The organism is Pseudomonas sp. HD6515, assembly GCF_024971855.1.
GTDB classification, from domain to species: domain Bacteria; phylum Pseudomonadota; class Gammaproteobacteria; order Pseudomonadales; family Pseudomonadaceae; genus Aquipseudomonas; species Aquipseudomonas alloputida.
On record NZ_CP079827.1, the window covers coordinates 4002406 to 4016889 of the forward strand.

A 14484-nucleotide genomic window follows, 5' to 3' on the forward strand; every position below is an offset into this window, starting at 1 on the left:
CCGTGAATACCGCACTCACCGCCACCTACGCCCTCACCGTGCTGCTACTGATCGCCACTCCCGGCCCGGTGGTGGCACTGATCGTCAACACTGCGGCCGCCTCCGGCTCGCGCAAGGCCATGTTCACCGCCGTCGGCACCAACTGGGCATCACTGGTGCTGATCGGCGCGGCAGCGTGGATCATCCTCACCAGTGCCGCCATCGACAAAACATGGCTCAGCACCATGAGCCTGCTGGGCTGCCTGTTCATCGGCTACATTGCCATGGGCACGTTGAGGGACGCCCTGCAGGCACCCGCGTCAGACGCGGCGAGCGAGGCCCCCAAGGCTGGGCGCGGTGGGCTGATGCAAGGCTTCATGGTGGGCATTTCCAACCCGAAAGACATCATTTTCTTCATCGCCTTCTTCCCGCAGTTCATTCAGATCACCGAATCGTTCGGCAAGAGCATGGTGGTGCTGTCGCTGCTGTGGGTGGCCATCGATTTCGCCGTGCTCAGCCTGTACATCTTCGCCATCGGCAAGATCGCCTCGCAGCGCAGCAACCGCATCATCAGCCTGGCGTCGGGCGTCGCCCTGCTGCTGATCGCCGCCGGCGGCCTGCTGTACAACCTCAAGGAACTGGCGGCCTGAATCTGCTGCAAAGTACCCGACTTAAGCGAAGGAGAGACCATGACCACGACTGACACGCGCCCGTCTCCTTCGCCGCTGCAGCAGGACTACCAGCGTTTTCTCCTGCTGGGCAGTCGCCGTGCCCCCTATACCCTGCATGTGCACGAAACCGGCTACCGCTCCGGCACCATCAACACCGATGCCCTTGGCTTGCGCTACAGCCATTGCGCCGGCAAGCGCTTTTCGGCGGCCGAGCACGGTGGTGCGTCGCGCATCAACCTGCTGGTCGGCGGCTCCACAGCCCTGGGCATCGGCGCCAGCTCCGACGAACACACGGTGGCCTCGCACCTGTCGATGCTCACGGGCGAAGTCTGGCTGAGCCTGGCCGGCTGCGGGCTGAACGCCACCCAGGAATTGATGATGTTCCTGACCCACCAGCACCGCCTTGGCCAGCTCGGCCATGTGGTGGTGCTAAGTGGCCTCAACAGCCTGGCCCACGAAGCCCTGTGTGAAGTCCTCGCAGGCACCAACGACCCGCAGCACGCCAAGGCCTACCAGGCCTTTCTCAACAGTTTCAGCGAAGGCATGCAGCCCTGCGCACCGCCCCGTCGGCAGTCGCTGTGGCGGCGCATCGGCCAGGCGCTGGCCCCTCCCGTGGTCACAGCCCCGGTCAGCTGGCCACTGTCGTCCCCGGAAAAACGACTGGCCCGTGCCGCCGACAACATTGGCCGCACCTTGCGCCAATGGGACCGTCTGCTGGCAGACAGCCACGCCACGCTCACCTTCATCCTGCAACCGCTGCTGCCCTGGTGTCGGGATACCCTGCCCGCCGGCGAGCAAGCCATGTTGACCGCGCTGCAGCAACAACCGGCCAACTTCGACCGGTTGCTGGAGGGGGCATTCGACAGACAGTTGCATTCGGCATTTTTCCGCCGCATCAAAAGCCAGGCCGACCCGGTGCCCTGCTACGACATGAACTGCATGCTCGACAGCTCGCCCGTGTTCGGCGCAGACCTGTTCATCGACCGCCTGCACCTGAACGATCTGGGCAACAATGCCTTGGCCAAGGTGATCACCGCCAAGCTTGGGCTGGCCCAGGAAAAACATGCCCAGCGCAAGGTCACGCCGATCAAGCTCGTCTGACAGTTGTCGGGTGGTCTTTCGGCCACCCCCCTTGGGTGGCTAGAATACGTCGTCGTTACGATTTGCCCGAGGCGCACGTTTGACCGCCATGAACACCGAAGCCGTCCATCCGTACCTGGCCACCCATGGGGTTTGCCTGTGAGCCTTGTGCGACGCTTGCCCCCGCTGTTGGCTGCGCTGCTGCCACTGGCCGCGCAAGCGCTGGAGGTACGCATCGACCCTCATGCCGACTTGCTCTACCGTCAGGCCTTGCCACTACTGGAGCAGGCCGATAACCAGGACGACGCTGCCAGCACGCTGCGCACAGCAGCGGGCGGCGACCCAGAGCTTAGCCGCCAGGGCCAGGCCATGGCCCACACATTGCCAACGGCGGTAGCCCTGCTGAAAAAATCGGTAGCGCTTGGCCACCCGGTCGCACAGTACCGTCTGGCGCTGTATTACATGACGTACCTGCCCGCCGCGCAAATCCCGGAGGCCGCCTGCCCGTTGCTCGAAGCCAGCCTCCAGCAGGGGTTTGCCGCACCGGCGCCCGCCATCGCCACCTGGTGCCGGCCCTACAACGTCAGCAGCGAGTACCGTACAGCGCTGGAGGCCATCCCCAGCATGGCCACCGTGTACGCCCCCTACTACCCGCAACCGGCCACGCGCCTGGCCTGCAACCGCAGCCGGCCACAAGGCCTGGAAATGCTGTGGGGGCGTCAGCGCGACTACCAGGCCGAGGTGTACCGCCTGCTTGGCGACCTCGACCCACAGCAGCGCACGAGCCTGCTGCAGAAAGCCGTAGACATCAATGGCTGCGCAACGGCGCAACAGCTGCTGACCAGCCGCCCATAACCCAGGGTCATTCGGGGCCGCCTTGCGGCCCTGTTGTCAGTTGGCCACTGAGGTTGAGACGAACACGCCTCGACCAGCAAGATCGTTCAAGCCATCCCCTGCCCCGTCTGTCATGCTGGCCTGCCTCGTAGCCGTCATGCAGCCATCATGCCCCACATCGCCCGCCAAGCCTTTCTTCACGGCGCCATTGCCATTCTCCCGTTGTCCCTGGCCGTTGCCCCTTGGGGCCTGCTGGCCGGTTCCATGGCCATCGAGGCCAACCTCAGCGCCTGGCAGGGGCAGGGGCTGTCGGCCATCGTCTTCGCCGGCGCCGCGCAGCTGGTGGCCATTGGCATGCTCAAGGGGGGTGCCAACCTGGCATCGATCCTGCTCACCACCCTGCTGCTGACCTCGCAGCACCTGCTGTATGGCCTGTCGATGCGCCCGGTACTGTCCAGCCAGCCGCTGCGCTGGCGGCTCGGCCTGGGCTTTCTGCTGACCGACGAATTCTTCGCCCTGACCAGCCAGTACGACCAGCAGCAATTCAACCGCTGGTATGCCTTGGGGGTGGGCCTGACCTTTTACATCGCCTGGAACCTGTTCACCCTGGCCGGCATACTGCTGGGCCAGAACATTCCACACCTGGACCAGTTCGGCCTGGATTTCTCCATTGTCGCCACTTTTGTCGCCCTGATCGCGCCGCTGGTGCGCAACCTGGCCACCGTGGTGTGCGTAGCCGTGTCGCTGTTCTGTTCGGTGCTGTTCAGCTACTGGCACTGGGAAACCGCCCTGGTGGTCGCAGGCCTGCTGGGCATGAGCGCCGGGTTCATCTGCCAGAAATTCGCCGGAGCCCGCGCATGACCTGGATCCTGATTTTCGCCATGGGCGCCATCGTATTTCTCAACCGCTACGCATTCCTGGAGCCGCGCCTGCCCCTGCGCCTGAGCTCGAATGCCCGGCAGTTTCTCGGCTTTGCCGTGCCGGGCATGCTCACTGCCATCTGCGGCCCGATCATCTTCATGGCTGACCACCAGCTCAACCTGAGCGTGCTCAACCCCTACCTACTGGGCTCCCTTGTGGCCATCGCCCTGGTGCTGTTGACCCGCAGCGTATTGCTGAGCATGCTGGTGAGCATGTTGATCTTCTTCCTTCTGCGCAGCTGGCTGGCATGAGCCCGCCCTTGCGCGAGCAGACACACCTCTGGCAGGCGCCAGCCCTTGGCGACGTCGAGATGCTGCACGCTCGCTACTACCAGCAGCGCTTCGCCCCGCATGTGCACGAGGGCTATGTATTCACCGTGATCGAGTCGGGCGCCCAGCGCTTCTGGCACCGCGGCAGCGAGCACCTGGCACCGGTCGGCAGCATGGTGCTGATCAACCCCGACGAACTGCATACCGGCGCTACGGCCCATGAAGCCGGCTGGCGTTATCGCGGCTTCTATCCCGAGCACGAGCGGGTCACCGGTGTGCTCGACGAACTGGAACTGGGCCGCCACGGCATGCCCAGCTTCAAGGACAGCGTGATCCATGACCCGGCCCTGGCCCTCGCGTTCAGCCAGCTGCATCAGTTGTCCGAAGCCAGCGCCAGCGCCTTGCAGCAGCAGACGGCCTGGCGCCAGGCGGTGCTGGCCCTGGTGCAACGGCACGGGCAGTGCGCCGAGCCTTCGGCCCCTGGCCACGAACCCCTGGCCGTAGCCCGCGCCCGCGAACTGCTGGAAAGCCAACTGGCCGACCCGCCCTCACTGGAAGCGCTGGCGGCAGCAGTCAACCTGTCGCCGTTCCACTTCGCCCGGGTGTTCCGCCAGGCCACCGGACTGCCACCCCATGCCTGGCTGAAGCAACGCCGCCTGGCCCGCGCCCGCGAAATGCTGAAGCACGGCCTGGCCGCTTCGCAAGTGGCGTTCGACCTCGGCTTTGCCGACCAGAGCCATTTGAGCCGGCAGTTCAAGCAGGCTTACGGGGTTTCTCCGGGAGCATATCGGCAAGCATGCGTCAGCCCAAGCGCGGCAACTCGGCTATTCACAAACCTAACTCCAGTTGCAGCGGATCCAGCATGTGCCGGCGAATCCTGACGGCGACACCAACCAAGCGCACGGCTCGCCCTTGCCGTTTATTGTCCCAAAGCATACGGCACAACCCCCGGACGACCTGCGGCTGTAGTGCAAGAGCGGGCGCTTCGGCAGTAGCTATGGAAAAATCGGAAAACTTGAGCTTGACCTGGTTCCTAACAATTGGTGGCGCGCTCCCCAAAACTTCCAGGCGCTTCGCCAAGGTGCCCAGCAGTTCATCCAGCTCCCTGAGACAGCAGGCAAAGTCATTACAGTCGCTGGGCAAAGTATGTTCAACCCCCAACGATTGCACAGCACCAGGCTTCCCTTCGTAGCTTTCTTGGCCCCGACAGCGTTCCCACACATAAAAACCATGAGCCCCAAGGTGACGCAGCAAAGCCGGTATCATCTCGTCAGTGACATCCGCACACTTGGTGCACCCCAAGGCTTGTAGCACGGCCCAAGTCTTTGGCCCCACACCGGGAATCTTGCGAATATCCAGGTTCTTCAGAAACGCTTGCACCTGATGCGGCGCAATAACAAACTGGCCATTGGGTTTGTTAACTTCCGAGGCCATTTTCGCCAGGTACTTCAGAGGTGCGACACCCGCCGATGCCGTCAGATGCAGTTCTTGCTCAATACTCGCCCGGATCCTGTTTGCCATGTATGTCGCCGAACCGTTGCAGTACACCTGCCCTGTCACGTCCAAGGTGGCTTCATCTAGCGAAAGGAACTCGACGTTTGAGGTATAGCGCCGAAAAATGACGTCTAGCCTGCGAGTCACTGCCTCGTAACGCTCGAAACGCACGGGCAGCAGCACCAACCCTGGGCACAAGCGCTCAGCCGTGGCGGTTGCCATGCCGCTTCTAACACCATATCGCCTGGCGATGTAGTTGGACGTACTGATTACGCCCCGATCTGTCGCCTTGCCGCCGACAGCGACCGGCCGCTCACGCAGCCATGGGGCATCCAGCAACTCAACAGCAACAAAGTAGGAATCCATGTCGACATGAATGAACTTGTGGCCTTGGCCTAGCAGTTGCCGCGCCACTCCATCAGGCGGTTGACGGTTTTCAGCCAAGCACGAATACCCCCAGCGATGTAGATCCATCGATATTACGAAGTTCATGCACACCCTGAATGTGCGGGGCAAACTCGGGATATTCCACGGACAGCGCCTCGACTGCTTGCAAATAACCAACCAAAGCCGTAGTCCAACGCTCGCCGGGAGCGATGCACATGATCCCTGGCGGATATGGAATTGCCCCCTCGGCCGCTACCTTGCCTGCAACCTCCCCAATGCGTTGCAGGCTGGCTTCACCACGCACAAACTGTTGGTTTGCCTGATACGGAGAGCAGTGCCACTGTGCCGCGTCAATTGCGCTGAAAATCTCATTTTGCCGCTGCTCAACCTGATGGACGCAATAGAGGGTATTGATACGCTCACCAAGCATGGCAAGGGATAGCCCCAAATAGGGCTTAGCAGCGGCGCGCAGCGACGGCAGTACTTGCAGCACCGAAGTGCCCTTGAGCCAGTGCGCTTCGAAAGCTTCCAACGCATCGACCAGCCTGTTCAAGGCAACAATGTCGCTGGATGGCGTCATCAGCAAGGTGAAGGTGTAGAAATCCGCTTTTTCCGGGGTGAAGTCGCAATCTCGTAGGTACTGGGTGACTAGGCATGCCGGGATATCGAACTGCCCTCGGGTGGTAAAAATAGCCTTGCATGGATCGATGTAGTGCAAGCCAGGCTCAATAGGCAAAGCGCCCTGTACCTGATATTCAAGCGGAGCCTGTGCAACAGCAGGCATCACTGGTTGGACAAACCGGCAGCGGCGTATCACTTGATCGCGCAGTAGCTGCGCAGCAGCCAATGCCTGACGCCAGTGACGCTCGCCTTCGCCTTCGGCAAGCATGGCTGCATTCACTTCCAGTGACATAAACAAGGGGTAAGAGGGACTGGTCGAAGCGTGCTGCATGAAAGCCGCGTTAAAGACTGGCCGCGGGCAGTAACCAGGCAAATGACTGATATGCCGGTCCTTCCTATGAATCTGCGACGCTTGGGACAGCCCGGCCATCTGCTTGTGCACCGACTGGGTCACAACAATACCAGGGGAAGTCTGGGTCAACGGCACACTCAGTGGTGACAGCCTGGCCAATGCAGGAACGAAAGGCTCATATCCCGCCCATGCGCCGTCGAAAAGGACATACTCACAAAGATGGCCGATGCGCGCCAACAGTGCCGCCGCGTCAACCACTACTCCATCGCAGGTCGCCTGCTGGATAACTGCCAGGCGAAACGGCCTGGGTTGCTGGGCGCGACGCTCGCAGACCAGGCCCACCCGGCGGCGTAAGTGTGCTTCATCCAGGGCTCCAGCCCGATAGCCGCCCAGCACCCCGCGTTCATCCCGAACATTGTCCAGGTACACTGGCAAAGCACCGCACTGGATCAAGGCACCGAGGAATACAGACTTGTGATTATTGCGATCCATCAACACCAGGTCGCCGGCCGCCAGCAACGCACTGGTTACCACCTTGTTGGCAGTGGACGTACCATTGAGCACGAACCAGGTGTCGTCAGCCCCAAAAACCCTTGCCGCCAGTTGCTCGGCCTCTCGTATCGGGCCTTCATGACCCAGCACATCCCCCAGCTCCGGGGCTGCATGGGGCACATCTACATGGAAGACTTCAGGCCCCACCAACCGCCTGAAACGGGCTCCAGCCGGGTGCTGCTGCAGAAAGGCTCCCCCTTGGTGCCCTGGGCAGGCAAAGGTTGGCCGGCGTCTGTCGACAAACGACGCAACCGCGCGGGTGAAAGGCGGCAACACCTGCCGCTCAAAGGCAAGCGCGGCAGCAGTTAGCCTGGCCTTGTCATGCTCCGACAGCGGCAACTTCATCTGCGGGTCTTCCACGCCACCTGTCGAGACGCCCACGCCGACCGAGGCAATGAAAAACGGTATCCGCCAATGCTCTACTGCTTCACGCACAGTCACGTGCAGCGCGTCATCGGGTGTCAGCAACAATGCCGAAGCGAGTGCGAGATTTGTCGACGCATGCAAAGGTACGGTCTCCACGCCCTGCCACGCGTCCACAGCGAGTACCACGCTATATACGATCGTCGGTGTCATCGGTATTTCCTTTCAGGTTCCAGCGCACTGGCGCTATGAATAACATCAGCGTCATCCAGATGAAGGTTGCCGGCCCGGCGACTACAAACACCAAACTGGCAACCAGCCCTGAAACGGCATCACCCATGACAGCGGTGAAAAAGTAGAGGGAGAAGTTCCTTCCAACTTCATGTTCACTCGACAGGTATTGGATGTTGGTGACAATAGCGATATCAACGAATGCACCAATGAAGCCGACAACAAATAGCACCAACAGAAACAACCAGCTATTGAACTGCAGCGCCATTGCTGCAGCAAAAAATAGCCCGCCGTATAGCAACCAATAACGCACTACCAACCGTACAGTAGTATGCGGATTGAAACGTGTATAAAGCACGCCGCCGAGCACGGTGCCAGCAGCAAGCAGTGAAAATACGTACCCCACCGCTGCTTCGGAAGCGAAGTGCTCCAATACTGACGCCGGAAGGATGAAGCGAATGATCGATGTTGCGAACAGCGCACAGATCGTGGTACAGCCAATAACTGCAAACAGTGGAGCATTACTATTTCTGAGCAGGCTCACACTGCGCGCAGCATCGCGAACCATGGCCCCGCCATCGAATGCCTGACGCTCGCCTTGCCTAACCGGCTTCAGTGTGGCTATTGATAGTGCCGATAACACCAGGCACAGCGAAAAAAACAGGAATGTCGCTTCGCGCGACAACAGCACTACGCATGCAGAGAACGCCAGTGGACCGATAATAGAGGCAGCATCTTCGATCACTTGAACACCACTATTGACCGAGGCCAGTTTATTCTTTTCGACAAGTTCCGGGAAGTACGCGCGAAAGGATGGCACATAAAGGCACTCAAGCGCCGTCATGACCATCGCCAGCCCTACCACCACTGGCAAAATTGGCGTGTAAACGCTGAATGAGGCAAAGAAGGCCAGTGCCAAAAGGCCTTTACCCGCCTCGACTACAAACAGTGTACGTCTCTTGTCGGCGTTATCCGCCAGCCAGCCACCCAAAGGCGAAAACACCATACTCGGCAGGTAACGAAAAAAATAGGCGACACCAATCAGTAGCAGGTCGGCATCGGTCATGGACACCATTGCGACTGCAAATGCCGCTTCGAAGGCAAACTCACCGCATTTGGAAAAACAATAGCCCGATGCCAATGAACGTGTTCCGTTATTGCCAGTCAACGCCTGCATGTTCTGCTTGCTCCTTATCGAGCGGTATAGATCAACTCATCCTCGGTGATGTCGCGTCCTGGTACATCGAGCCGCTCGAAAACCAACTTCCTGAGAATATCCTGCTCACTCGCCGGCATCAGATAAAACATGATATTGCTGTACCAAAGCCAGCCAAGTCGCGTCAGCCGGTAATGGTTTGCTTCCTCCAAAACCAGGCCTGCCTGGATCAATGCACCAAGCCGGAGTATCAAAGGCTCCGGTACACGGCTCATTTCTACCATGCGCTTGTCGACTGAACCGTGATACGCCAAACGAACCACTAATGGTTTGACCACATCCAGCACGGAATCATGCCCGCTCACTTGACAGAGATACTCACCCTCCGTCATGCGTTGGGTATACTTGTCACGCAATGGAGTGTTCGTGATAACGTGCCCCGCGACCGATGAGATGGCACCCACGCCGAAACCCAGCAGGTCATGATCGGCATAGCCATAGACATGCTCGTGGTAAATGAACGAATAATCGCTGGCAAACAGCGCGTTATCGACGCCCGGCCTACGCACATAGCCATGCCCGTTGTAGGGAACATAGCCATACTGGCGCAGGTGCTCATCAAGCATAAATTTCATGTTGAGCTTGCGCATGGCAGGCATCACGTCCGCGAAACGCTCCTTGATCTGCTTGTGTAATTTAACGGAAGTCGCGGCGTTGTTGATGGGGTAGATATCGACATTGCTGACCCCCATCGCAACCGCTTTATCAATGTCGGCGAGCGTCTGCTGCTCATGGCTGCCATTCATGCCATACAGGATGTCGCAGAGAACATGCGCGAAGTGCCCACGCAGCTGTTCGGTAGCACGCTCGATCTTGCCGATGTCCGGGTCGAGGTTGAACAGCTGCCGCCATTGCCGATCGGTCGTTTGCAAACCGAATCGCGCATGCGTCACACCAATGGCAGCCAATGCGCGGGCGCGCTCCTCGGTGACACTAGTAACACTGAACTCGAATGAGAACTCCTGCACATCGCACATATCGAAATGACGATGCAGAGCTTCGCCAATCTCTTGAATGTTTCGCGGCGACAATAAGGAGGGCGTTCCCCCGCCAAAGAAGATGGCCCTGACCGGGACCGCCTTCAAATCCATCACTTGCGCTTTGTACTCTATTTCGCGGATCAGCGCCTGCGTATATCGATCGATGTCTTCAGCACTCTTGTACAACCCCCGGGTAAACGGGCAGAACGAACAGATGGCTTCACAGAACGGCACATGGAAGTAAAGTGCGCGTGAACACGCCGCCTGATTGGCACTTGCCATGATTTCCGTAAACTGCTGCTTGTCCGGCGTGAAAAGATTATGTACTTGCGTTGGAAAGAAAAAATTATACAGCGGGAACTGATAGTCAAACTTCAACATCCCCCTATTGAGCAACTGCATGCTTCCTCCCTCGCAGGCCAGTTACCACCGCCCCGCGCAATAGCGTCCTCTTGTTGACTTGGACGTCGGCACCAAAGAACGCTGTGATCCCGTCATTAATGCAGTGATTGCTTTTACCGCAGGTATAGACGTCAATACTGATATAACCGCGCTCGGGATAAGTATGGTAAGAAAGATGAGACTCCGACAACAGAAAAAGACCTGTCACACCCTCTCCGCCAGACGTGAACTTGTGAACCATGTCGCTTATGACAGTGAAACCGGATGCCTCTAACGCCGAAAGGAAAAAGCGATGCAATGTCTTCTCACTGCGCAACAACGTTGCGCAGGCACCCGTGATATCCCAGATAGTGTGGTAGCCACGATCGTCCATAATTCATGCCCCTTCTCGAGGAAGATGAAGGGGCGGCACAAAGCCGCCCCCTTGCTTACCACATGCAAACGCCTTTCGTGGTAACGCCGGTCACATCGGTTTTGAACAGCTCGATTGCAGATTTCATATGTGAACTCCTTTCAGATTTTTGAGATCGCCCTTGCATCTCTCGGGCGAGTTCAACTTAGGACTAATGCAGGGAGAAACTCAACAAGCAAGTTGTAACAACGACAAGACCAGCAACAAGCGCGAACAGGGAAAGCAGAATATTCCTACATGCCCACACCATTGAGAGCTGACGTCTTCGAGCGCTACAAAACGGCGGATTAGAGCATTTCACTGCTGCACACGAAATGCTCGCGCTGTTATCCGGCTCACCGAACCGCGCATTCGACTTTAAACATACTGTTTAAACGTAACTCGTTGTTACGGTACCGCCTCGGCGACTGCTGCAGCGACAAACAGAGCTACATCATCCTTCTGCTACACTGACAAGGCTGAATGGAGGATCCTGCCATGTCCGAAAGAGAGCTCACCACCCTTCTGTCGTTGATGAACCAGCGCCAGGCCTGTCTGAGCAGTGCCTGCAAGGAGATTGCCGACTGGATCGACCGGCAGGGCGATGTGCCCGCCGCCGGCAAGATCCGCGCTAGCCTGAAGGCACTGGAGGCCGATGAGGCCCAGGTTCGAAAGACCCTGACGTCGCTGACCCTCGACAGACCGCTGCCGCGCTTTCGTAGCTGAAAGGCGCAGTTGAAAAAAAGGGCCGCTGAACGCGGCCCTTTGATCTGTCAGTGGTTCATGTGCATGTGATCATGCCCACCACCCGCGTCGGCGTTGAGTGCACGCACTTGTGCCTGAACGTCCAGGGTTTCCTTGGCGCCCTTGGCATCCTCGATGGTCAGGGTCAGTGGCACTTTGTCACCCTCCTTCACCTGATTGTTCAGGCCCATCAGCATGACATGAAGGCCATTCGGGTCCAGGGTCACTGCCTTGCCGGCTGGCAATTCGACAGCCTTGACCTCACGCATGCCCATCACGTCACCGTTCATGGTCATCTCGTGCACCTGCACGGTCTTGGCCACGGGCGAAGCCACACCCACCAGCTTGCTGTCGCTGCTGGCAGTCAGGACCATGAACGCACCGGTGGACTGCTGATGCGGCACGCTGGCACGCACCCAGGCATCACTCACGGTGGTCTGGGCCAGGGCCGGCAGGGCCAGCCCCATCAGTACCAGGGCAGCCAAACCGCGTTTGATCGGTTGCATCGACATTCAGCAGATCTCCATCAGGGTGACCAGATCTTCGGCGCATTCCTTGGCGTTCAGGGAATGACCCAGGCTCAGGCGCAGGGTGCCACGTGTATCGTAGACGTAGCTGGTGGACGAATGAGAAATGGTGTAGGTGTCTCCGGCCGGAACCTTCTCGTAGAACACCTTGAATTCCTTGGCCACCGCGGCAATTTCCTCGGGGGTGCCGGTCAGCGCGGTGAACGTCGGGTCGAAGGCCTTGACGTAGGCATCGAGCACCTCGGGCGTGTCGCGCTCCGGGTCCAGGGTGATGAATACCACCTGGAACAGGTCGCGGTCGCGGCCCCTCAGCAGCTTGCGAATCTGCGCCGCGCGCGCCAGCGTGGTCGGGCAGACGGCCGGGCACTGGGTGAAGCCGAAGAAGACCATCGGCATGCTGCCGTAGAAGCTCGACAGGGTGCGCACGTTACCTTGCGGGTCTTTGAGGCTGAACTTGCGCCCGAGGATTTCGTTGCTCATGTTCTTGCCGTACTTGAACTCGAGCCCCCGGGCCGGGCTGCAGCCTGCCAGCAGGCCAAGCCCGAGAACGCCCATGCCGGCGACAACCGCACGCCGGGTCAAAAGATCATTCATGAAACCATCCTTTACAGGGAAGGTGCCGGCCCTCGGGACGGGCCGGTCGAAAAACCGGGGCATTCTGGCATGACACCCAGAGGGGTTCTACCCGACCATGGCGGGTATGGCCTGCAGCCCTTTGAATACGGGCTGCGGCCTGTTGTCGCAGGGGTTGAAACCGTAACACTTTGTTGCTAAGGGAGCCGCCTTCAACTCAGTAGTAGGCGTTTTCTTTCTGGCTGTGGTCAGTCACGTCGCGCACGCCCTTCAGCTCCGGAATACGCTCGAGCAGGGTGCGCTCGATGCCTTCCTTCAGGGTGACATCGGCCTGGCCGCAACCCTGGCAGCCACCACCGAACTGCAGCACGGCAATGCCGTCATCGACCACGTCCACCAGGCTCACCTGGCCGCCATGGCTGGCCAGGCCGGGGTTGATCTCGGTCTGCAGGTAGTAGTTGATACGCTCGTTGATCGGGCTGTCTTCGTTGACCATCGGCACCTTGGCGTTTGGCGCCTTGATGGTCAGCTGGCCGCCCATGCGGTCGGTGGCGTAGTCGACCAGTGCGTCTTCCAGGAACGGTACGCTGACGGCGTCCAGGTAAGCAGTGAAGCTTTTCAGACCCACGGCGGTGTCGTCAGGCTTCTCTTCGCCCGGCTTGCAGTAGGCGATGCACGTCTCGGCGTACTGGGTGCCCGGCTGGGTGATGAAAATGCGAATGCCGATGCCGGGCGTATTCTGCTTGGAGAGCAGATCGGCCAGGTAGTCATGGGCGGCGTCGGTAATGGTTATAGCGCTCATGTAGGTTCCTCACAGACTTGCGGCCAAGTGTACGCCAACCCAGCCTTCGAACAAAGTCCTAGCAATTGACTCGGGAAAGCGCATATTCAGGGGCCGGCCCCCGTTGCGCCGCCAGCCAGGCCTGCATTCGCCGGTACAGGCCGCGCTCCAGCCACTGGTAGCTGAACCACGACATTAGTCCAATGGACGGCACGCACAGGGCAAATGTCAGGAACGGGTTCAGATGCAGGCGCTCACTGGCGAACCAACCGGCATACAGCACCAGCACATGTATCAGGTACACCGAGTACGAACAGTCGCCAAGGGCCTTGAGCAGCCGATTGCCCTGGAACAGCGGCTCCATGGCCACGAAGGCCAGGACGACCATCGCACTCGGTAACCCCCAGTGCAGCAAGCGCTGGGAAGCGTCCAGATAGTAGATCGCCATGCCCGCCACACCCAGCAACGCCAGCGGCAACCACCGGCCCTGGCGGATCAGCCCGCGGCGATACAGTACGCCGACACCAATGCCCAGCAGAAACTCGTAGATGATGCCGTTGTTGTAGAAGCGGCTGACCACGCCCATGCGCCCCAGTACCTCACTGACCAGCAACAGAGCGGCAGTCACCAGCAGCAGGTGATGCCGTTGGCGTACCAGGAAGGCCAGGCCGAACAGCAGGTAGAAGAACATCTCGAAGTTCAGCGTCCAGCCCACGTTCAGGGTCGGGTACAGGCCATAGCCACCTGGGTTTTCCGCCGGGATGAACAGCAGCGACAGGAACAGGTGCCGCCAGTCAAACGCCTGATGTGGCATCCATTGGCTGAATGCCAGCAGCAACATGGCCATCAGGGCTGTGTAGAACCAGTAGGCAGGGACGATGCGCAGCGCCCGATTGAGCAGGAACTGGCGCGGTTCGATGGTTTTGTCGCGGGTCGACAGGTAGATGACCAGCCCACTGATGACGAAGAAGATGTCGACGCCTACGGCGCCACGGTCGGTGAGCAGTTGGCCGATGGGGCCGGTGGCGTGGAAGTCGAAGAAGATCTGCATGAAATGGTGGCAGACCACCACCCAGGCGGCGAACGCCCGCAGTGCCTGAAGCGAATACAGCATGG

At 59.6% G+C, this 14484-nt stretch carries 16 protein-coding genes; 7 read left to right on the forward strand and 9 right to left on the reverse strand.

What is annotated here, in order from left to right; genetic code table 11:
• Positions 1-2: 2 nt before the first annotated feature.
• The 6 genes from KW568_RS18610 to KW568_RS18635 all read left to right on the forward strand — a co-directional run bounded on the left by KW568_RS18610 (position 3) and on the right by KW568_RS18635 (position 4635).
• On the forward strand, positions 3-629 hold the full coding sequence (locus tag KW568_RS18610) for a LysE family translocator (protein WP_003250434.1): 627 nt from the start codon (positions 3-5) through the stop codon (positions 627-629).
• 39 nt (positions 630-668) lie between these two features.
• The gene (locus KW568_RS18615) at positions 669-1751 is read left to right on the forward strand and encodes a hypothetical protein (protein WP_003250433.1); all 1083 of its coding nucleotides are present in this window, start codon (positions 669-671) and stop codon (positions 1749-1751) included.
• Positions 1752-1889: 138 nt separating this feature from the next.
• Positions 1890-2585: a hypothetical protein gene (locus KW568_RS18620; protein ID WP_004573761.1), complete on the forward strand. Its 696-nt coding sequence runs from the start codon at positions 1890-1892 to the stop codon at positions 2583-2585.
• Positions 2586-2732: 147 nt separating this feature from the next.
• Positions 2733-3425, forward strand: a complete 693-nt coding sequence (locus KW568_RS18625; RefSeq protein ID WP_004573762.1) for an AzlC family ABC transporter permease — start codon at positions 2733-2735, stop codon at positions 3423-3425.
• Positions 3422-3736 (forward strand): AzlD domain-containing protein, encoded by a 315-nt coding sequence (locus KW568_RS18630; RefSeq protein ID WP_004573763.1) that lies wholly within the window; start codon positions 3422-3424, stop codon positions 3734-3736. The genes KW568_RS18625 and KW568_RS18630 overlap by 4 nt, the downstream gene beginning before the upstream one ends.
• Entirely contained in the window at positions 3733-4635 is a 903-nt protein-coding gene (locus tag KW568_RS18635; RefSeq protein WP_004573764.1) for an AraC family transcriptional regulator, read from the forward strand. Before KW568_RS18630 ends, KW568_RS18635 begins: the two co-directional genes overlap by 4 nt.
• Here the strand turns inward: KW568_RS18635 and dinB are convergent.
• From dinB to speD, 5 genes are read right to left on the reverse strand one after another with little or no spacing between them, the layout of a single operon-like run.
• Complete coding sequence (gene dinB / locus KW568_RS18640; protein WP_020193368.1) at positions 4583-5692, reverse strand: DNA polymerase IV; 1110 nt, start codon at positions 5690-5692, stop codon at positions 4583-4585. The two genes, KW568_RS18635 and dinB, sit on opposite strands and share 53 nt — an antisense overlap.
• Complete coding sequence (locus tag KW568_RS18645) at positions 5685-7736, reverse strand: ornithine decarboxylase (protein WP_004573768.1); 2052 nt, start codon at positions 7734-7736, stop codon at positions 5685-5687. Before KW568_RS18645 ends, dinB begins: the two co-directional genes overlap by 8 nt.
• Positions 7714-8931 carry an MFS transporter gene (locus tag KW568_RS18650; protein ID WP_004573770.1) on the reverse strand — a complete coding sequence of 406 codons (1218 nt, stop codon included), beginning with the start codon at positions 8929-8931 and terminating at the stop codon, positions 7714-7716. Before KW568_RS18650 ends, KW568_RS18645 begins: the two co-directional genes overlap by 23 nt.
• A gap of 14 nt (positions 8932-8945) precedes the next feature.
• Entirely contained in the window at positions 8946-10352 is a 1407-nt protein-coding gene (locus KW568_RS18655; protein WP_004573772.1) for a coproporphyrinogen-III oxidase family protein, read from the reverse strand.
• Complete coding sequence (gene speD, locus KW568_RS18660; protein ID WP_004573774.1) at positions 10336-10725, reverse strand: adenosylmethionine decarboxylase; 390 nt, start codon at positions 10723-10725, stop codon at positions 10336-10338. Before speD ends, KW568_RS18655 begins: the two co-directional genes overlap by 17 nt.
• Positions 10726-11241: 516 nt before the next feature.
• Between speD and KW568_RS18665 the strand changes: the two genes are divergently transcribed.
• Positions 11242-11469 (forward strand): hypothetical protein, encoded by a 228-nt coding sequence (locus KW568_RS18665; protein WP_003250422.1) that lies wholly within the window; start codon positions 11242-11244, stop codon positions 11467-11469.
• A 47-nt stretch (positions 11470-11516) separates the two neighbouring features.
• On the opposite strand, the gene KW568_RS18670 is transcribed toward KW568_RS18665, so the two are convergent.
• The 4 genes from KW568_RS18670 to KW568_RS18685 all read right to left on the reverse strand — a co-directional run bounded on the left by KW568_RS18670 (position 11517) and on the right by KW568_RS18685 (position 14482).
• Positions 11517-11999, reverse strand: a complete 483-nt coding sequence (locus tag KW568_RS18670; protein ID WP_004573777.1) for a copper chaperone PCu(A)C — start codon at positions 11997-11999, stop codon at positions 11517-11519.
• Positions 12000-12608, reverse strand: coding sequence for an SCO family protein (locus KW568_RS18675; RefSeq protein WP_003250418.1), 609 nt, complete (start codon positions 12606-12608; stop codon positions 12000-12002).
• A gap of 196 nt (positions 12609-12804) precedes the next feature.
• On the reverse strand, positions 12805-13389 hold the full coding sequence (gene nfuA / locus KW568_RS18680; protein WP_003250416.1) for a Fe-S biogenesis protein NfuA: 585 nt from the start codon (positions 13387-13389) through the stop codon (positions 12805-12807).
• A gap of 58 nt (positions 13390-13447) precedes the next feature.
• Entirely contained in the window at positions 13448-14482 is a 1035-nt protein-coding gene (locus tag KW568_RS18685; protein WP_004573784.1) for an acyltransferase, read from the reverse strand.
• Between the last annotated feature and the right edge of the window lie 2 nt (positions 14483-14484).